Raw genomic sequence first — 19,241 nt, 5'->3', positions numbered from 1 at the left:
GACGCGTCCCTATCGACCTGTGAACCGCGGGTCGCGTTTCTCCAGGAAGGCGGCGATCCCTTCCCGGCCGTCCTCGCTGTCGAACAACCGGCCGAGTGCCGCCTGCTCGGCGGTGAGCGCGACGTCAAGAGGCTGTTGCACGCCGTCGTCGATCAGCCGCTTTGCCTCACGTATCGCCAGCGGGGCATGGCCGGCGAGCTCGGCCGCGAAGCCGGCCACGTGCGGGACCAGCTCGTCGGGCTCCATCACCTGGGTGAGCAGGCCGCGGCGTTGAGCCTCGTCCGGGCGGATGACCCGCCCGGTGAGAACGAGTTCCTTCGTCGCTCTGGTGCCGATCGCACGGGCCAGCCGCTGGGTGCCGCCACCACCGGGCGTCAAGCCGAGCTTGACCTCCGGCAGGCCGAACCGCGCGGCGGTGGACGCGACGATGAAGTCACAGCACAGGGCGAGCTCGAACCCGCCGCCCAGCGCGTACCCGTTGACGGCGGCAATCGTCGGCTGCGGCAGTTGCTCCAGCTCACCGAACACCGAGCGGGACAGCCGCTGGTACGCGTCGAACTCCGCCCGGGACGCGTGGGCGTACTCACCCACATCGGCCCCGGCCACGAACCCACGCCCGGTCCCGGTGAGGACCAGGACGCGGATGTCGGAGCCGCGTACGGCCCGGAAGTAGTCACCGAGGCCGGCCACCATGTCGCGGGACAGGGCACCGAGCGCCTCCTCCCGGTCGATACGGAGGGTGGCAACCGAACCTTGACGGGTCTCGACGAGATGCTCGTGCACCCGCGTCACCCGATCACTCCTTCCGCGCGCAGATTGGCGAGCTGGTCGGGGGAGAGGACCTCGGCAAGAACCTCGTCGGTGTGCTGGCCCGCGGTGGGTGGTGCGTACCGCAGACTCCACGGTGTCTCCGACATCCTGATCGGGCAGCCGATGAGCTCGAGCCGCCCGGCTTCCGGATGGTCGACCTCGACGATCAGGTCGTGGCCCTGTTCGCGAAGCTCGTCCACCGCCTCGGCGGTCGTACGCACCGGGGAGCACCAGATCCCCGCCGGCATGAGGAGCCCCACCAGGTCGTCAACCGTGCGTTGCTCGGTGGCGCGTTCGAGCCGGACCTTGATCTCGTCGCGGTCGTGCCAGGGATCCAGACCCTCGGTGCCGGCCACGTCGAGGAGCTCGGCCACCCGGGTGACCGGTGCCATCGCCAGCGCCAGCCAGCCGTCCTGAGCGCGGTAGATGCCGAAGGGGGCGGACAGCCACGCCTGGCCGATGCCCGCGGACGAGCGTTCCCAGTCCGTGCCCTGGTTGACCATCGCCGAGATCTCCTGGCACTGCAGGGAGATCGCCGTGGAGTACAGATCCACCTCGATGCGCTGCCCGACGCCCTGGCGCTCCTTGGCGACGAGCGCGGCCAGGATCGCGTTGGACAGGGTGAGCGCGGTGGACGCGTCGACGATCGAGGTCCCGGCCGGCGTCGGGGGATCGGTCGCGCGTCCGCCCGCGGCGGCGAGCCCCGACATGGCCTGGATGAGCAGGTCCTGACCCGGGCGGTTCTCCTTGGCGAACACCGTGTCCTGGCCCCACCCCGAACCCGAGCAGTAGATGATGTCCGGTCGTACGGCACGGAAGTCGTCGTAGCCGAGACCGAGCCGGGACAGCACGCCCGGACGGAAGTTCTCCACCACCACGTCGCAGGAGCGGCCGAGCTTGAGCAGGGCGTTCCGTACGTCGGCGGACTTGAGGTCGGCGGTGACCGAACGCTTGTTGCGGTTCATGGCGAGGAACGCGGCCGACTCTCCGGCCACGAGACCCCCGAGGAGCTCCAGGGAACGTTCCCACTCACCGCCCAGCCGCTCGACCTTGATCACGTCGGCACCCAGGTCGGCCAGCAGTTGGGTGCCGTAGGGACCCAGCATCATCTGGGTGAAGTCGAGAATGCGGATGCCGTCCAACGCTGCGGGCACGGCGTCACTCCTTTCAGGGAAGGTCCGGAGACGGTTCAGGCGGGGCCGTGCGCCGGCCGGGTCGGACGGGCACGCCCGAACACCGCCAGCAGGACGGCGGGAATCGCGACCACGGCTCCGGAGATCAGGAAGGACACGGCCCACGAGCCGGTGGCGTCGACGATGTAGCCGAGAACGATGGGGGCGAAGATGCCGGCGAGGTTCGCGACGAAGTGGATGAACCCGGACGCCGCACCGAACCTCCGCGCCGGGATCGCGGGCTGGATGAGCGCGAAGAACTGCGCGCCGACGACGTAGAGCACGAACACCGTCAGGGCCATCAGCGCGACCGCGGAGGTGGTGGACTTCACCATGCCGACGGGACCGAACGCCACCGCCACCAGGAGCAGGCCGACGACCGTGGTCCACTTGCGGGCCGTGAACAGCCCGAAGCGACGGCCGAGAGCGTCGGTGAACACCCCACCCAACGCGAGCCCGACGAATCCGCACAGCCACGGAACCGCGCCGGTGAACGCGATCTGGTTCAGGTCGAGCCCGTGCGCCTCGTGCAGGAACTCCGGAAACCAGGTGAGGAAGGTGTAGAGGACCCACGAGTAGCCGAAGTAGGTCAGCGCGGTGGTGAGAACGATCGGCAACCGCAGGTAGCTCGCCAGGCTCCGGGAGCCGGGTTCGTCCTCCGGGCCGTCGTCGGCCGCCGCCTGCGCGTCGGCCCGCATCTCGGCGGCCTCCTCGCCTCGCACCCACGGGTGCTTGGCAGGACTGTCCCGCACCACGACCCACCAGCCGACGAGGAAGAAGATGCCCACCAGGCCGAGGATGACGAACGGTGCACGCCAGTTTCCGTTGAAGGCGTTGATGATCGCCACGATGATCGGAGTCCCGACCGCGCCACCGAGCGGGGTGGACGCCTGGGACAGGCCGAGGGCGGTTCCCATCCGGCGGCGGGGGAACCAGTTGGACATCGTCTTGGCGGTCACCGACGCCTGCGGCCCCTCACCGAACCCGAACAGCAGCCGGATGACCATGAAGGACACGAAGCCGAAGCCGGCCGCGGTCAGGGCGGTGAACAGCGACCACCAGGCCACCGCCCAGGCCATCACCTTGCGCGGGCCGAACCGGTCGGAGGTGTAGCCGCCGATGAAGCAGAACGGTGCGTACCCGACGAAGAAGATCGCCGAGATCCAACCCCAGGTGGCCTTGGAGAAGCCGTACTCGGCGATGATCAGCGGTGCGGCCAGTCCGATGGCCGCCCGGTCGGCGTAGTTCAGGCCGAGCACGAGGAAGTTCATGCTCAGGACGGCCCATCGGTATCGGAAGCGGCGTTCGGTGTCCGCGTTCGTAGTGGGTGACTTGGTGTCGACCACGGTGTGGGGTCAGCTCCTCGGTGTGTTGCGAACGGTGGGACGGTTCCGGCTCACTGGCCGACCCGGCGGTCGCTGCCGGTCCAGTACCTCTCCTGGACCAACCGCCGGCTCAGCTTGCGGTTACCTGTCAATGGCAGCTGGACGTCGAACTCCACGTGCACGGGCTTCTTGTAGCTGGCGAGCCGGACCCGGCAGGCCGCGACCACGTCGTCGGCGGTCACGTCGTAGCCAGGTCTGCGGACGACGACCGCGGCGACGGCCTCTCCCCAGCGCGGATGTGGAATCGCTACCACCACGACGTCCTGCACCCCGTCGAGTTCGGCGATGGCGCGCTCGACCTCGGACGGGTAGACGTTGAAGCCACCGCTGACGATGACCTCGCGCCTGCGGTCGACCAGGTGGAGGTAGCCGCCCTCGTCCAGATAGCCGAGGTCACCGGTGCGAAACCAGCCGTCGGAGGTGAGCACGTCCCGGGTCTCGTCCGGTCGGTTCCAGTACCCCCGCGTCACCACGGTCCCGCGCACGACCACCTCACCGGTGCCACCCCGCGGAACCCCGTCGCGGCTCACGTCCACGGACCGGCCCTCGGACGGATCGCTGTCCACGACCGACAGCTCGACGTCGGGGACCGGCCGTCCGGCCGACGACAGCCGCGCCGGAAGCTCGCCATCCGCGGTCGGACGGTGGTCGTGGGCGCTCAGCACCGTCAACGGCGCCAGCGCCTCCGACAGCCCGTAGCACTGGTAGAGGACGTCCCCGAACGCCTGCCATGCTCGGTCCAGTGCCTGGGCGGAGATCGCGGCGCCGCCGTACGGCACTGCCCGCAACGTGCCGGGGCTCCACTGGTCGCCCGCCCGGCGTCGCCGCTCGGCCTCGACGGTGAGGTCCTTCAGCATCGTGGGGACGAGTGGGATCGTTGTCACCTGGTACTCGGCCAAGAGGTCGAGCACGGCCGGTGGGTCGAATCGGCGTACGGGCACGACGGCAGCGCCACGAAGGGTGTACGCCGAACCCGCAGACCCACCGAAGTGGCTCATCGGCGCGACGTGGAGAACGACGTCCCCGGGTCCGGACGGAGGAAGCTCCGCCCAGAAGGCGCGTACCATCGACACCCACGCCGCATGGGTCGCGACGGCGCCCTTCGGCTCGCCGGTCGTCCCCGACGTGTACATGAGCGCGGCAACGTCGTCCGGGAGCGGGTCGGGTACGTCGGGTGGCGTGTCGGGTACGCCCGGCCCCACCAGTTCGGCGAGGGAGACGGCGCTGTCGACGTCGGCTTGCTCGGCAGGCTCCTGGTCGGCGACCGCGAGGAGCCGCAGCCGGGGGAGTTCCGGGCGCTGGGCCGTCAGCGCTGCCAGGTGCGTGGGCTCGCAGACGACGGCAGCGGCGGTGCAGTCGGCGGCGATGCCCGCGACCTCGCGTCCGTGCAGGCGACTGCTCAGCGCCACCCGCACCATCCCGGTGAGGAACAACGCGTGCTCGACGGCCAGCACCTCGGGCCGGTTGTCCAACGCGAGCACCACCCGGTCGCCGGGACGAAGGCCGGCGACGAGCAGCCGGTTGGCGGTCCGCCTCGCCATCGCTCCGAGCTCGGCGAAGGTCAGCCGGCGTTGCCCGTCGTGGACCGCCGGATGGTGGGCGTAGCGGACGTGTGCGCGACGGGTCAGGTCGGCGAGCGTGGTCATCCGGCGGGCCCTTCCGGCGTCACGGTCTGCCGCCACAGCTCGCGGAGTTCCCGCACGAGGTGGGCGTTCTGCTCACCGTCGCGGATGCCCTTGTGCAGCAGCTCGCCGCCCCGATGCTGGTACGCCGGGTAGCCGGGGTTTCGCGCCCGCAGGAACGACGCGTCCAGGGTGGCCAGGGTGTCCTCGAAGAAGCCGTTGGTGGCTGCGTTCGCGGCGGTGTCGGTCCAGGCGCGCCGGTCGCCCGGCTGACCACCCGCCTGGAAGTACGGTCCGCGCTGGCAGTCGGGGGAGACGACCCACGCGGCGAACTCGACGGCGACCTCGGGGTCGGCGCACCGCGCCGACACGGCGAGCCCGACCCCACCGGCCATCGTCCCGGCGTTGGTGCCCGGAAGGGACGGTGCGTCGCCGAACCGGACGAGGTGCCCGCCGTAACCCGGACGGGCGTAGTTGGAGTAGCCGAAGATCAACGGTACGTAGCCGATCGGCGCGCCGGCTGCCATCGCGTCCAACGTCTGGATCGGGTCGCGGTTCAGTGAGATCGGGTCGACCTTGCCCAGCAGTTCGACAACACGGTCCAGCGCGGCGACCGCCACGTCGGGGTCGATCCCGGTGTCCGGCCACCAGGCCGGTCGGCCGCCGACTCCGGGGGTGGTGGTATCGATCCCACGGTCCGCGGCGCCGTGCTGGCACAGGGACAGGAACGTCGACCACAGGTGTACCGGATTGGCGGGTAGCTCGGCGGTCACGCCGGACGGCAGCTTCGACACCAGGTCCAGGGCGTCGTCCCAGGTGCGTGGTGGTTCGGTCGGGAGGAGATCGGGCCGGTACGCGGAGACCTGGGCGGCCGCGTCCATCGCCAGTGCCCACTGGTGCCCGGCCATGGTGTAGCTGCGGTGGCTCGGGCCGACCGCGTGGCGCTCGAGGTCGGCGAGCACTTCTGCCGGGAGGAACTCGTCCAGCCGAAGGAGCGCTCCGGTGCGGACCGCTTCGCCGACGAACGGATGGTCGATGGCCATCAGGTCGTACCGGCTCGCGAGGTCCTCGACGGGAACCTCCTCGAACTCCCGCAGGGACCGAGCGGCCCACTCCACCGTCACGTCGGGGCGCTCGGCGGTGAAGGCCTCGGTCGCCGCGCGAATGGAGTCCGACCCTCGTGGATGGCTCCAGGTCATCCCGCGAAGGTGGGGCATCGATGATCCTTCCTGCTGGTCGTGGGAACGTTGTCAGCTTTCGGCTGCCGGCGTGTGGCGTTCCACGAGGTAGACGTGTACGAGCGCCAGCACCACCTCGCCGCGCTGGTTGGTGACGGTGACCTTCTCGTCCACGTAGCCCACGTCGCTGCGCTTCGCGTGTGGTCGTAGCTCGGCGATCTCGGCGTGCACGGAGATGGTGTCGCCGATGTGGACCGGGCGTACGAAACGGATTCGGTCGTAGCCGTAGCTGAACGCGACCGGATTGATGTCGCCGGCGGTCATGCCCACCGCGACGGACAGGATCAGCGTGCCGTGGGCGATGCGCTGGCCGAACGGCTGGGTGGCGCACCATTCGGCGTCGACGTGGTGGGGAAACCAGTCACCGGTCTGGCCCGCGTGCAGCACGATGTCCGCCTCGGTGATGGTGCGTCCGGTGGTCCGCCGATCCTCACCGACCCGATGGTCCTCGAAGTAGCGGGAGACGGTCTGCACGAACTTCCTCCTAGATCCAACGATTTACCAGACGCAGTATCGGATCTTGCTCCGCCGTGCGACGCACGTCAAGTCGGAAGTGAGCAGGCTCACGGCCGCTCTTCCCTGGCGTGGCGCGGCTCGGTAGGGTCCGTGGTTAATCCTTTGCGCTTGGCCGACCTGCGTCCTCGTCGTCGAGCAGGAGGCGTGTCCGTTCTCAGGCAGGAGGTGATCGTGTCCGGCCGCACCCGACGCCCGCCCGGGCTCGCCGACGTGGCCCGGCAGGCGGGGGTCTCACCCTCGCTGGTCTCGCGGATCCTGCGTGGCGACGAGACGGTCCGGGCCCGCGAGGACACCCGGCGCCGGGTCCTGAAGGCGGCCGAACAGATCGGGTACGTGCCCCACCAGCTGGCCCGGAATCTCCGCACCTCGCGGGCCGGCTGCATCGGGCTGGTGGTCCACGACGTCGGCAATCCCATCTACGGGGAGATCGTCCGTGGTGCACAGCGGGCGGTCAGCCGGGCCGGAAGCATCCTGATGGTGGCGGACGCGGAGGCGATCACCGACCAGGCCAGGCTGCTGCAGATCGCCGGTGGTGGCCGCGTGGACGGGTTGCTGTGGCAGATGGCCGGCCACGCCGAGCTGGACGAGCTGGTGCGGGTCGCCGCGCGCTACGTGCCGGTCGTGCTGGTCAACTCCGAGTCCGAGGGGGAGCTGACCGGCGTCCACCTCGACGACGAGCGCGCCGCCGAACTCGCGATGGGTCACCTGCTGGAGCTGGGACACGAACGCATCGGGTTCGTCTCCGGTGTGCCGGGGTCGCGGGTGTCCGAACGCCGTCGGCGAAGCTACCGGCAGGCGCTGCGCGCCGCGGGCATCCGTCGGCACGCGGCCTGGGACGTCGAAGGCGGCTGGGACCCGGGCAGCGGTCACCATGCGATGGAACGCCTGCTCCGTGCTCGGCCGCGGGTGACCGCGGTTCTGGTGACGAACGCCGTGGTCGCCACCGGCGTGATCTCGGCGGCCTACGACGCGGGCGTACACGTTCCGGACGACCTGTCCGTCGTCGCGATCCACGACATCTGGTTCGCCGAGCGGCTCACCCCGCCGCTGACCGTCGTCCGGTTGCCACTGGAGGACATGGGTGAGCGAGCGGCGCAAGTCCTGCTTGACGAGGACGCATCGGCAGGACCTGCGAGCATCGCCGTCGCCGAGCCCGCTCCCGAACTCGTCGTACGGGCGTCCACGGCACCACCGAGCAGGTAGCACCCGTTCCACGAACCGTATCCAGGAGGAGTCCATGTCCGACCGGCTTCGGCTCGTCTACCGCGAGTTCACCGGCTTCGAGAAGGCGTTCGGCCGGCAGGTGGCAGCGTTCCGGGAGACGCACCCGGGCGTCGACGTCGAGCTGGTTCCCGCCGACATCCCGGAGCTGTATCGGCAGATGGTGGAGGGGCCGGGCTGCGAGTCCGGTGAGTGGGACCTGTTCCTGTGCAACACCGACTGGCTGCCGACGCTGATGGAGCGCGGAGCACTCCGTCGCCTGGACCCTCACCTCGACGCCGCCCCTCCGCGGGACTGGCCGGACGGCTGGAGTCCTGCCCTGCGGCGCGTTCAGACGGCGGCCGACGGAACGACGTACGGGATTCCCTACCACGACGGGCCGCAGATGTTGATGTATCGCGGCGACCTGTTCGACGACCCGGCCGAGCAGAAGAGGTTCGAAGCCGACCATGGCCGCCCGCTGCGACCGCCGCGCACCTGGCCGGAGTTCCTGGAGGTCGCGCGCTTCTTCACCAGGCCTGACGAGGACCTCTACGGCTGTGTGCTCGCCGCGATGCCGGACGGCCACAACAGCGTGTACGACTTCCTGATCCAGCTGTGGAGCCGGGGTGGGCGGGTGCTCGACGGTGGGCGCGCGGCCTTCGCGGGCCCGGAAGGCGTTCAGGCGCTGGGCTTTCTCCGTGACCTGATCCGCGTCCACCGCGTCACCCAGCCGAACCCACGCGACTACGAGAGCGTGCGGTCCGGTGACTACTACGCCAGTGGGCACGGTGCCATGATGTGGAACTGGTCGGGGTTCGCCGTGGTCGCCGACCTGCCCGGCTCCCGGGTGCGCGGCCGCAACCGCCTGGGGCTCATCCCGCGCGGCGACGCCCCCGCCGGACGGCACGTGTCGTTGTCGGTCTACTGGGTGCTCACGATCCCGGCAGGCAGCCGTCAACCCGACCTTGCCTGGGAGTTCGCGCGTCACGTCGCGTCGGCCGAGATGGACCGGGTGACCGCGACCGAGGGCGCGGTCGGGTGCCGGCTGTCCACGTGGCGCGATCCGGCCATCCAGCAGGAGTTCGCGAGCTACCGCCTCATCGAGGAGACCTACCGCGACGTGGAGACGATGCCCGCCCTGGCGTGCTATCCGGAGATCAACGAGGTCCTGAACGAGGAGATCGACATGGTCTACACAGGTGCCAAGGCCGTGGAGGAAGCGCTGAACGACGCCGCCCGGCGTGCCGACGACATCCTGGAGCGGTCGTGAACGCGCTCGAGCAGGCGTTGGCGTACGACCACCGGATCGCACCACCCGCCGACGGTGGCCGGCCGATCGGGATCGCCGGAGCGGGCGCGATAGTTCGGGCCGGGCATCTTCCGGCCTACCGCAAGGCGGGGTTGCGGGTCGCGGCCGTCGCCGACCTGGACGTGGACGCCGCGAGTGCGGTGGCGCGGGAGTTCGGCGTCGAGACAGTGCACGACTCCGCCCAGGCACTGGTGGACGACCCGCGGGTGGAGGTCGTCGACATCGCCGTCACCCCGCACGCGCAGGCGGACATCGTGCGCGCGGCGATCTCCGCCGGCAAGCACGTGCTGTGCCAGAAGCCGTTCGCGGAGGACCTCGCCACCGCTGTGGAACTCGTCGAGGCCGCCGAGCGGGCCGGCACCCTGCTCGCTGTCAACCAGCAGATGCGCTGGGACCAGGTGATCTCGACGACGAAGGCCCTGCTGCAGGCCGGGTGGTACGGCACGCTCACGTCCGGGTTGTTCGACGTCGACGTGTGGACCGACTGGCGATCGTGGCCGTGGATGCTGGCCAAGCCGCGGTTGGAGTACTTCTACCACTCCATCCACTACGTCGACGCGATCCGGTACGTCTTCGGCGAACCGGTCAGCGTCGTCGCCACCACCGGTCGCTATCCCGGCCAGGCGGCCGGCGGCGACACCCGTACCTGCACGGTGTACGAGTTCTCGTCCGAGCTCAGCGTCACGGTGCTCGCCAACCACAACAACTGGTCGTCCCGCCCTCGCGCGGTTGTGCGCTGCCAGGGCACCGAGGGACAGTCCGAGGGGACGCTCGGGGTGTTGTACGACTACCCGGTCGGGCGTCCGGACACCTTCGAGTTCTGGTCCCGGACGATCCACCCCGACCACACGTTCCGGCGCGACTTCGAGGAACGCTGGATCCCGGACGCCTTAGTCGGGCCGATGTCGGACCTGCAGGCCGCCGTCGCCCAGGGACGCGCACCGCTGACCAGTGGCCGGGACAACCTCGGCACGCTGCGAGTCGTGCACGCGGCCTGTCGTTCCGCCGAGGAAGGACGCCGGGTACGCGTGGACGAGGTGCCGCTCTCGGTCCGCTCTGCCGGCTGAGCCTCGCTCAGTCGAATCCGGGCTCAGTCGACTCCGGGGACCAACCGGATCTCGCGGACCACGCCGCCGTCCAGCGCTGCCAGTGCCTTCTGGTACGCCGGGCTGTCGTGCGCGGCCTCGGCGGCCTCGATCGAGTCGAACCTGATCACCACGGTCCGGGTCTCCTCGCCGGCCTCGTAGACCTTCTCGGGGACACCGCGGGCGACGAAGGTGCCACCGGCCTCGGTGAGCGCCGGCCCGGCGAGCTCGGCGTAGGCCGCGAGCTTGTCCTCGTCGAGGATCTCCCGGTAGATGCTGATCCAGTACGCAGTCATGCGGGCCATTGTGTCGCGGCGCCCCGGACCGGTGCGCAGGAGCCCCGACGAGCCGGTCAGCTCCTCGCCGTGGCCTCGACGTAGTAGACGATGTCAGGCCGCAGGTCGACCCCGAGGATGGCCGACACCCGGTCACGGATGTCGGCTGTCACCTCGTAGGAGCCGGCATACATGAGCTCGTCGTCGCCGTAGTCGAACAGCGGACGCAGCGCCGACATCTTCTCCTCGGGGAACTCCTGGGAGAACACGAGTTTGTCGTCCGGCCCGAACCCGACAAGCTCTCGCACCACTGCCATGTCATCCACCCTTGTCGGTGCGTCCTGGCGCCCTCGAGCGCTTGACGGGTCTCCAGCAGCAGGTTGGAAAGAGCCGCTTGTGAGACAGACCCTGTCATCAATCCTCCTGAGCTCGCTAGTGGCGGCCCCGTATGCGCCGCGGTTCCAGAGAGGTGCGTGGACGTCATCGTGGCAGGATCTTCGAGACGGGCAGGATGGTTGTCCACAGGTACAGGACAGGCGCGGATTGGTCCGAGTCCGCCGGTCGCGATTGGTCTGCTCGCGGTCGTCGATCGTCCCTACGGTGAAGCGCATGGAGTACAGAAACGTAGGTGGAGTCGAGGTCAGCCAGCTGTGCCTGGGCACGATGATGTTCGGAACCAAGGTCGACGAGCGGACGTCGTTCGACATCCTCGACAGGTTCGTGGAGGCCGGTGGCACCTTCGTCGACACCGCGAACTGCTACCAGTTCTGGGAGGGCGACGGACAGGGACACGAGAGCGAGGAACTGCTCGGCCGGTGGCTGCGCGGCCGTGGCCTCGCCTCGGGCGTCGGCCGGGATCGGGTCGTGGTGGCCACGAAGGTGGGTGCCCGGCCGATCACCGGACCCGGCCGCGGCGACTTCCCGGAGAACCGCGAGGGGCTGTCCGCCGACATCATCCGGCAGCAGATCGAGGTGAGCCTGCGCCGCCTCGGACTGGACCACGTCGACCTGTACTACTCACACCACGAGGACCGGTCCGTGCCGCTGGAGGAGACGGTCGGGGCGTTCGGTGAGATCGTCCAAGCGGGCAAGGCCAAGGCGATCGGGGTGAGCAACGAGCCGGCGTGGCGGGTGGAGCGAGCGCGCCAGCTCGCCGCACACTCGGGCCTTCCGTCGTACACGTGGGTCCAGCAGCGGCACACCTACCTGCAGCCCAGGCCGGGCTTCCACGACGAGTTCATGCCGATCCTCGGTGAGGAACTCCTCGACTACGTGCGGTCCGAGCCCGAGCTGACCCTGGTCGCCTACTCGCCGCTGCTGGGTGGCGCCTACAGCGGCCGATCCGACCGGCCGATCCCGCTGCCGTACGCCCACCCGGCGAGTGCCGGCCGGCTGGCGGCGCTGGAGGAGGTCGCCACCGAACTCGATGCGTCGCCCAACCAGGTGGTGCTGGCCTGGATGCTCGCCGGTACGCCGTCGGTCCTGCCGCTGTTCAGCGCCAGTTCCGTCGCCCAACTGGAGGAGTCTCTGGGGGCTCTGGAGTTGAAGCTGTCCGAGGAGCAGTTGGCCCGTCTCGACCAGGGCTGACCCGAGCTGACCACTCAGTCGTCAGCTCGGTTGCGCGGTGATAATGGCACCGTGGACCCTGAGGCTGGATGCCTGCATCAGTCCCGGATGGGCGAGGGGATCGGCCCCGACAGAATCGGATCACTCGTCTCCTGCTGCCATTGGTCAAGTTGAGCTGCCAACCGGTCGCGCACCTGCGAGAACTCGGGGACTTCGGCAAGATTGTTCGACTCCAGCGGGTCCTCGTTCAAGTCGTACAGTTCCTCCGGTGCTCGAGGGCGAAGATGATCGTCGCCCATTCCTGCTCGGGTCAGGCTGTCCTCGATGTCGCTAGGTAGCAACAGGCGCGGACCTGATTCGTAGTTGCGGATGTACTTGAATCCGCCGGCCCTGACACAGCGCATCGGATCGTAGTCGCGATGGGATGTCTTTTCAGCGAAGATCGCGGTCGCTGAGCCCGTTGGCTCTCCGAGGACGGCCGGTAAGAAGCTGTGGCCCTGCACTGTGCGTGGGATGGGCTGGCCGATGAGATCCAGAAGGGTCGGCACCACGTCGATCAGGCTGACCGGGCGATCAATGACGTCTGCTCGGCGGTGGCCCTCCGGTGGGCGGATGAGGAGTGCGACCCGCAGGCCGGGATCGTACAGAGTTCCCTTTGCCCGTGGGAAAGCCGGCCCGTGATCGGTAGTGAAGACGACCCAGGTGTCGCTTGCATTCGGTCCTTGGTCGACGGCGTCGAGGATCACGCCGACAGCTTGATCGGCAACCTGGATCGAGCCGTAGAAGGCGGCGAGGTCGTCGCGCGTCGTCTGGTGATCGGGAAGGTACGCCGGAACCTCGATGGAGTCGGGGTCGGCCGCAGGGTAGTGCTCGGCCGGGTAAGGCCGATGTGTTTCCAAGAACCCAACCGTGAGGAGAAACGGCTGGTCGCGAGGAGTCGCGAGCCATTGCGCTGCTCGCGCTGCCACCTCGTCGGCCCGCATCGACGGCGCCGGCGAGTCGACGTGAGCAAATCCGAGGCGATGCGGATCGCTGCTCTCGTGCTGCAGACCGATCAGCGCGCTCTCGTAACCGGCCGACCGCAGCATCATCGGCAAGGTCTGTTCTCCTGGGTGGTATTCCCAGCCGGTGTGCGCAAGGCCCATCAGCCCGTTCGTATGCGGATAGCGCCCGGTGAAGAGCGATCCACGGGACGGGCTGCATTGTGGCGCGGTGCAGAAGGCATTCGTGAAGCGCAAGGATGTCTCGGCCAGTCGGTCAAGTCGTGGGCTCTGGACGCCGCGGTGACCGTAGGCGCCAAGGTGGGTTCCAAGATCATGCCAGTGGATCAGGATGATGTTCGGCCGATGAGGACTCATCTGTGCAGGCTATAGTCACGCCCGAGCCGGGCCGCGAACGTCACCCGTCGCTGTCTCGCGCTGACCCGGACCGTTACTGGCTGCTCCAACCAAGGCCGCGGCGGAACGCGACGGCAACCCGGTGCTGACCGACAAGGGAATCAGCGAGACCCAGCTCGGCCTGGAAGCCGGCGGTGGAGAAGTGGAAGAAGGACGGTGGCGACACGATCGCCCAAGAGCTGTACGCGGCCTACGAAGCTTGGCCGGGCACGGCTCAGGCGCTACCCGAGTGACCGGGTTCAGGTCGGACGATCACGACCGGGCAGTGCGCGTGCATGGCCACGCGCTGGCTCACCGACCCGAGCACCGTGCCGGCGACACCGCCGTGGCCGTGGGAGCCGACCACCACCAGTAGGGCGCCCCGGGACGCCTCGATCAGTGCGGCCGCCGGATGTGCCATCACCGCCTTGGTCTCCAGGTCGACCGGGCCGTCGGTGCGCAGCCGGGCGGCTGCGGCCTCGAGGATCGACTGAGCCTCGGTCTCGAACTCCTCGTCCGCGTAGACGAAGAAGGGCGGTGCGACCCTGGTGACCGGCTCCCAGGCGCAGATGACCTCCATTCGGGAGTGGTGCACGCGCGCCTCGCCGGCCGCCCATTCCAGGGCGCGTTCGGAGCACGGCGACCCGTCGAACCCGACCACGATTCGCGAGCTTTCGGCGTCGGGACGAGAGGTCATGTCGGGCTCCGTGCGCTGGCCGATCCGAAGTGGAGTGGTCGACGACGCGGCGTGGAGTCCCACCGCGCGGCAACCGCGCCGTAGAGCCTTCCCGCACAGGTCGGACACCAATCGGGGCGTTCCCGGTCGCGTGAAACCTCCCGCCGGAACGACCACGTTTGCTCACGTTCGTCCCGGTTGGTTGACATCCGGTCGGGGCCTGATCAGGCTGTGGCAATCCGAAGTGCTGCCGCGGACCCGACGACGGGGGCTGGACACCAATGGGAAACCAGCGACGACACCTCACGAGGCGAGAACTGCTGCTGTCCACCGGAGGTGCCGCGCTCGCCGCGACCTCGCTGTTCGGTTGTGACCTGCTGAGCACCGATCCGACCAGCAAGTCCAAGGGAAAACCGACTGGCAGCAAGGGGAAGGAGGCGCCCGCCCTGGCCGCGCAGGTGAAGGCGGGCAAGCTGCCGGCCGTCAAGGACCGGTTGCCCGAACGCCCGCTCGTCCTCAAGCCGGCCCAGGAGGCCGGTTCGTACGGCGGAACGTGGAAGACGTTCATCCAGGGGATCGACGGTTCGTCGGTGTACGAGAACATCGGCTACGACCCGCTCGTTCGCTGGGCACCGGACTTCTCCGGAGTGATCCCGAACGTCGTGTCGTGGGAGGTCGACGCGGATGGGAAGGAGTACGTCTTCCATCTGCGCAAGGGAATGCGGTGGTCTGACGGCAAACCCTTCACCGTCGACGACATCGCGTTCGCCTTCTCCGACGTGCTCTCCAACGAGGACCTCTTCCCGGTCTTCCCGGAATGGCTGGCGCCCGGCGGAAAGCCGGCCCGCTTCACCAAGGTGGACGACGTAACCTGCAGGTTCTCCTTCGCCGAGCCACACGCGTTCTTCCTCGAACGCCTGGCCAGCCCCGAGGGCAACATCCTCGCGGCGTCGCCCAAGCACTACCTCCGGCGGTTCCACAAGAAGTACAACCCGGACCTGGACAAGCTCGTCAAGGAAGCGAAGCTCACCGACTGGAACCAGCTGTACTTCGGCAAGGGAGGCGACGGCACGTCGGGTCTGGCGATCTGGCAGAACCCCGACCTGCCCGTCCTCCTGCCCTGGATGGTCGCGACGCCGCTGACGAAGGACCGGCTGGTCGCGAAGCGCAACCCGTACTACTGGAAGACCGATCCCGACGGCAGCCAGTTGCCGTACCTGGACGAAGTGGTCGTCGAGGTCGTGACCAGTCCGGAGACGGCGGTGCTCAAGGTGAGCAACGGGGAGTACACGCTTCCGTCCACCGACATCCTCACGCCGTCCAACAAGCCGGTCTTCGCCCGGAGCACCGAGAAGGGCGAGTACCGGCTGATCGACCAGATGACCTCCGACATCAACAACGGGGTGTTCTGTCTCAACCTCACGCACAAGAACCCCGCGACCCGAAAGCTCTTCCAGAACAAGGACTTCCGGATCGGGCTGTCGTACGCCATCAACCGTGCCGAGCTGATCAAGGCCGTGCACCAGCGCCAGGGAAAGCCCTACCAGTCGGCACCGCGGCCCGAGTCGGACTTCTACGACGAGAAGCTGGCCAAGCAGTACACGAAGTACGACGTTGCGGAGGCGAACCGCCGGCTCGACCGTGCCGGGCTCACCCGGCGGGACGGCGCCGGCTGGCGGCTGCGCCCGGACGGCCGGCGGGTCGCCTTCACCGTGGAGCTGCCGACCGGCTTCGACCCCACCTACCCGGCCACCGCCGAACTGGTGCAGAACTACTGGAAGGCGGTCGGTGTCCAGCTACGGGTCCAGGCTCAGGGCGGCCCGCTGTTCTGGAAGCGTCTGTTCGCCAACGAACACGACGCCGTGCTCTACAGCGCGGAGAACGGCCTGCGCGACGCGATCCTCGACCCGGGCTGGTTCTTTCCGATCGCCGGACGCTGCTACTACGCCAGGCAGTGGGCCGACTGGTACGCGACCGGCGGCAAGAGCGGCGAGAAGCCACCGGCCGCGCCACTTCGCCAGATGGAGTTGTACGACACCATCAAGATCACCATGGACGAAGAGGAACGCCGACGGCTCTTCGCCGAGATCCTGCGCGTCTCCGCGGAGGAGTTCTACACGATCGGCACGGTCCTGATCGCCGGTCGCTACTCGATCGTGCAGAACAAGGTCCGCAACGTCCCCGAGCCGATCCCCGAAGGCTCGTTGTATCCGGACCCGGCCCCGGCCGGCCCGGAGCAGTTCTACCTCCGCGCCTAGGGCAGACCCCAAGCCTGGCATGCCGGGCGCCATGCCCGGGCGTCCGTCGTGATTGACAAGCCGGCGGGGTGCTCTGGATACTGCTGGCAGCGCGCTCCAGGGCGCCACCTGCCCGCGGCAAGGGAACCAACTCCCACCTGTCCTCTGGTTCGTCCAGCGTGCTTCGCACCTTCTTTCAGCCTGGTCTCAGCGGGCCACAGGCGGTATGTGGAAGGAGGTCGCCGTGACCACGCCAAGTACCCTCCCCGACCGTCCCTCGTGGGAGTCGATCCGCAAGCAGGCGAAGAAGATTGCCCGCGACACCGCGGCAGGGAGCGCCGACGCCGTCGCCCGTGCCCGTGTCATGGTGCCGGGCATCTCCGTCCCCCTGTCACGTCGGGATGCCCAGCTGGTCGTTGCCCGCGAGTACGGCTTCGGCGGCTGGCAGGATCTGCGGGCCGAGGTGCTCCGTCGCGACGGCAGCAGCCTGGCCTGGGCGGCCGGCCAGGCCGGACGGGCCATCCATGACAACGACGTCGGACGCCTTCGCCAACTGGTGGCCGAGCATCCGGGCCTACTCACGTGGCGGGACGATCTTGGCGACGGCCTGCTCCTCGCCACTACCTCGTTCGCGAACGACAGCGCCGATCCCACCCGCGAGGACGTGTACAACCGACCCGAGTGTGCGGCGTTCCTGATCGAAGCAGGCGCGGTGGTCGACCCGTCGGTGGCGGAGCGAGTCATCCGAACCGGTGCCGCCGGGATGCTTCGGCTGCTGCGGAGCAAGGGTGCACTCCCGCGCACGCTTGCGACCTTTGCGGCTCTGGGTGACCTGGACGGCGTACGGGCCGACCTCGGTGCGAGTGCCGATCCGGCAGATGTGACCCGGTCCTTTCTCCATGCGTGTCGATTCGGTCAGGTAGCCGTGGCGTCGATGTTGCTGGACCATTGCGTTGCGTCCGACCGCGGGCTGAGTGAGCGAATCGACCGGTGGGGTGACCGCGCGGCATTCGTGCGGTTCCTGTGCGCGAGGGGACGCGAGTGGGACAGCGAGCAGGCCGGCACCGACATGGATCCCTGGCGGCTGTTCGTGGCCCTGCAGCTCATGCTGGCGGTGGACGACGACGATCTCGACGCTGCCAACCGGTGGTTGACAGCCGAACCCTGGCTGCTGGGGAACGCTTGTCTCGACCTTCAGATCGACCTGCTGGAACACGCGGCGGTGCATGGGCGCGAGGCGTTCGTCGTCGAGTTCCTCGACCGCTCGCCGGCCGTGCTGGGTTGTCGTACACCCCCCGAGTCGGCGGCAGTCGTGTTCGCCCTGGAATACGGCAATGCCGGTCTGGTACGCCGGCTGACCCGGATCTGGCCGCTCCCCGACGACCTGCCGCATGCGGCGGGGACGGGGGACCTCGCCCGGGTGAGACGCTGGTTCGACGGAAGCGGCCGGCCCGTGCTCGGCAGCCCGCACGACCACTACCCGGGAAACAGTCCACGCACCAGAACGAACCTCTCCTGGACCGGCGCCACCATCCAGCAGATCCTCGATACCGCACTTGCGTGGGCATGCATGAACGCGGAGTTCGAGGTCGCGTCGTTCCTGCTCGACAGTGGCGCGGACATCAACACCAGATGGGCCACGCACGAACCGGCGAGCATCCTGCACGAGTGTGTGCTCCACGGCAAGCACGAGGCGGCGCGGTTCCTGGTCGACCATGGCATCGACCTGACGATTCGCGATCACCGCTACCACGCGACCGCGGAGGGGTGGGCTCGGCACGCGGCTGGTGACGAGGAGATGGCGGAGTTTCTGGCGAACGCCGAGCGACACCGCGGTCCGCAGTCACCCTGAGCTGTCAGAGCACGCAGCCTGGTCGTGGCCGGATCCGGCCGGCCGCCAATGGCGCCCGCGTGGTCCGCAGTGGTCTAGCATTCCAGACCAATGTGATCCAAAGGCGGGCAAGAGGGGTTGGGGTGGCGATCCTCAAGGGTGTTCGGAAGGACAGCGACGAGCCTCCGTCCATGCAGGTCTACCGAATGTTCGTCGGGGCCATCTCGGACGGCACGTTGCGGCCCGGCGCGCAGCTTCCGCCCGAGCGCGAGCTCAGCACTCAGGTCGGGGTCAGCCGGGCAACCCTTCGCGTCGCGCTACGCGCCCTTCGTGACGACGGCGTACTCCAGCCGACGCAGGGTCGCGGGTGGCACGTCGTCACGCCGAGCGTGGTGGAGGAGGGACACGAGCCGCCGCTGAGCTTCACCGAGATCGCGGCGTTGCGCGGCCTCACTGCGTCGGCGGAGGTGCTGAACCAGTCGACCAGGCCAGCCACGCTCGAGGAGGCCGAGGACCTCGGAATCGCACCCGGGTCTGAGGTTTTCAGCCTCGACCGGCTGCGCAAGCTCGATGACGTGCCGGTCGCGGTGGCCAGCGCACTGCTGCCGGTCGCCCTCGTGCGCGAGGCGCTGGACGCCGACTACTCCACCCGGTCCCTGTACGCCACCCTGCGCGAAAGCTGTGGGATCACCCCCACCCGGTCGGAGTACATGCTCCAGGCCAGAGGTGCCGAGCCCGGCGAGGCTGCGCAACTGGGACTTGCTCCCGGCGAGGCGGTCCTGGTCGGTGCGTACACCTGCTTCGACGACAACGACCGAGCGTTCGAGGTCGGCCGGATCACGTATCGGGGCGACCGTTACCGCTTCCGCACCGTGCTCCGCGACGGCCGCCGCCCGCTGCCCGGCGACTGAGCCGGCACCACGTCACGAACCCCGTTGAA

Annotated in this window: 17 protein-coding genes; 7 read left to right on the top strand and 10 right to left on the bottom strand. The window is 68.9% G+C overall.

What is annotated here, in order from left to right; all coding sequences use genetic code 11:
• Positions 1-9: 9 nt before the first annotated feature.
• From F4554_RS24095 to F4554_RS24070, 6 genes are read right to left on the bottom strand one after another with little or no spacing between them, the layout of a single operon-like run.
• Positions 10-792 (bottom strand): enoyl-CoA hydratase-related protein, encoded by a 783-nt coding sequence (locus F4554_RS24095; protein WP_179789675.1) that lies wholly within the window; start codon positions 790-792, stop codon positions 10-12.
• Positions 789-1,964, bottom strand: coding sequence for a CoA transferase (locus F4554_RS24090; RefSeq protein WP_179789674.1), 1,176 nt, complete (start codon positions 1,962-1,964; stop codon positions 789-791). The genes F4554_RS24095 and F4554_RS24090 overlap by 4 nt, the downstream gene beginning before the upstream one ends.
• Positions 1,965-1,999: 35 nt before the next feature.
• Positions 2,000-3,328 carry an MFS transporter gene (locus F4554_RS24085; RefSeq protein WP_202889442.1) on the bottom strand — a complete coding sequence of 443 codons (1,329 nt, stop codon included), beginning with the start codon at positions 3,326-3,328 and terminating at the stop codon, positions 2,000-2,002.
• 50 nt (positions 3,329-3,378) lie between these two features.
• Positions 3,379-5,013 carry a class I adenylate-forming enzyme family protein gene (locus F4554_RS24080; protein WP_179789673.1) on the bottom strand — a complete coding sequence of 545 codons (1,635 nt, stop codon included), beginning with the start codon at positions 5,011-5,013 and terminating at the stop codon, positions 3,379-3,381.
• Positions 5,010-6,206, bottom strand: a complete 1,197-nt coding sequence (locus F4554_RS24075) for an extracellular solute-binding protein (protein WP_179789672.1) — start codon at positions 6,204-6,206, stop codon at positions 5,010-5,012. The genes F4554_RS24080 and F4554_RS24075 overlap by 4 nt, the downstream gene beginning before the upstream one ends.
• Positions 6,207-6,239: 33 nt before the next feature.
• Entirely contained in the window at positions 6,240-6,701 is a 462-nt protein-coding gene (locus tag F4554_RS24070; RefSeq protein ID WP_179789671.1) for a MaoC/PaaZ C-terminal domain-containing protein, read from the bottom strand.
• A 186-nt stretch (positions 6,702-6,887) separates the two neighbouring features.
• Here F4554_RS24070 and F4554_RS24065 point away from each other — a divergent pair, with 186 nt between their 5' ends.
• The 3 genes from F4554_RS24065 to F4554_RS24055 are packed head-to-tail and all read left to right on the top strand — an operon-like array spanning position 6,888 to position 10,322.
• A complete protein-coding gene (locus tag F4554_RS24065; RefSeq protein WP_179789670.1) occupies positions 6,888-7,946 on the top strand; it encodes a substrate-binding domain-containing protein in 1,059 nt (352 codons plus the stop codon).
• A gap of 34 nt (positions 7,947-7,980) precedes the next feature.
• A complete protein-coding gene (locus F4554_RS24060) occupies positions 7,981-9,216 on the top strand; it encodes an ABC transporter substrate-binding protein (protein ID WP_179789669.1) in 1,236 nt (411 codons plus the stop codon).
• Entirely contained in the window at positions 9,213-10,322 is a 1,110-nt protein-coding gene (locus F4554_RS24055; RefSeq protein WP_179789668.1) for a Gfo/Idh/MocA family oxidoreductase, read from the top strand. Before F4554_RS24060 ends, F4554_RS24055 begins: the two co-directional genes overlap by 4 nt.
• Before the next feature lie 23 nt (positions 10,323-10,345).
• On the opposite strand, the gene F4554_RS24050 is transcribed toward F4554_RS24055, so the two are convergent.
• Both F4554_RS24050 and F4554_RS24045 read right to left on the bottom strand, forming a co-directional pair.
• Positions 10,346-10,636, bottom strand: coding sequence for a DUF1330 domain-containing protein (locus tag F4554_RS24050; protein ID WP_179789667.1), 291 nt, complete (start codon positions 10,634-10,636; stop codon positions 10,346-10,348).
• Between the two features lie 56 nt (positions 10,637-10,692).
• Positions 10,693-10,932, bottom strand: coding sequence for a hypothetical protein (locus F4554_RS24045; RefSeq protein WP_179789666.1), 240 nt, complete (start codon positions 10,930-10,932; stop codon positions 10,693-10,695).
• A 292-nt stretch (positions 10,933-11,224) separates the two neighbouring features.
• Between F4554_RS24045 and F4554_RS24040 the strand changes: the two genes are divergently transcribed.
• Positions 11,225-12,202, top strand: coding sequence for an aldo/keto reductase (locus tag F4554_RS24040; protein ID WP_179789665.1), 978 nt, complete (start codon positions 11,225-11,227; stop codon positions 12,200-12,202).
• A gap of 77 nt (positions 12,203-12,279) precedes the next feature.
• Here F4554_RS24040 and F4554_RS24035 read toward each other — a convergent pair whose 3' ends face one another.
• Together F4554_RS24035 and F4554_RS24030 are read right to left on the bottom strand one after the other, a co-directional pair.
• The gene (locus F4554_RS24035; RefSeq protein ID WP_179789664.1) at positions 12,280-13,539 is read right to left on the bottom strand and encodes a sulfatase family protein; all 1,260 of its coding nucleotides are present in this window, start codon (positions 13,537-13,539) and stop codon (positions 12,280-12,282) included.
• Between the two features lie 253 nt (positions 13,540-13,792).
• Positions 13,793-14,254 carry a universal stress protein gene (locus F4554_RS24030; RefSeq protein WP_179789663.1) on the bottom strand — a complete coding sequence of 154 codons (462 nt, stop codon included), beginning with the start codon at positions 14,252-14,254 and terminating at the stop codon, positions 13,793-13,795.
• 260 nt (positions 14,255-14,514) lie between these two features.
• On the opposite strand from F4554_RS24030, the gene F4554_RS24025 reads away from it, so the two are divergent.
• The 3 genes from F4554_RS24025 to F4554_RS24015 all read left to right on the top strand — a co-directional run bounded on the left by F4554_RS24025 (position 14,515) and on the right by F4554_RS24015 (position 19,212).
• Complete coding sequence (locus F4554_RS24025) at positions 14,515-16,491, top strand: ABC transporter substrate-binding protein (RefSeq protein WP_179789662.1); 1,977 nt, start codon at positions 14,515-14,517, stop codon at positions 16,489-16,491.
• Between the two features lie 223 nt (positions 16,492-16,714).
• Positions 16,715-18,322, top strand: a complete 1,608-nt coding sequence (locus F4554_RS33795; RefSeq protein WP_179789661.1) for an ankyrin repeat domain-containing protein — start codon at positions 16,715-16,717, stop codon at positions 18,320-18,322.
• 170 nt (positions 18,323-18,492) lie between these two features.
• A complete protein-coding gene (locus tag F4554_RS24015) occupies positions 18,493-19,212 on the top strand; it encodes a GntR family transcriptional regulator (RefSeq protein WP_179789660.1) in 720 nt (239 codons plus the stop codon).
• The last annotated feature ends 29 nt before the right edge of the window (positions 19,213-19,241 follow it).

It is taken from the genome of Actinopolymorpha rutila, assembly GCF_013407855.1.
Classification (GTDB): Bacteria; Actinomycetota; Actinomycetes; order Propionibacteriales; family Actinopolymorphaceae; genus Actinopolymorpha; species Actinopolymorpha rutila.
This window is presented reverse-complemented; position numbering and strand designations above follow the sequence as displayed.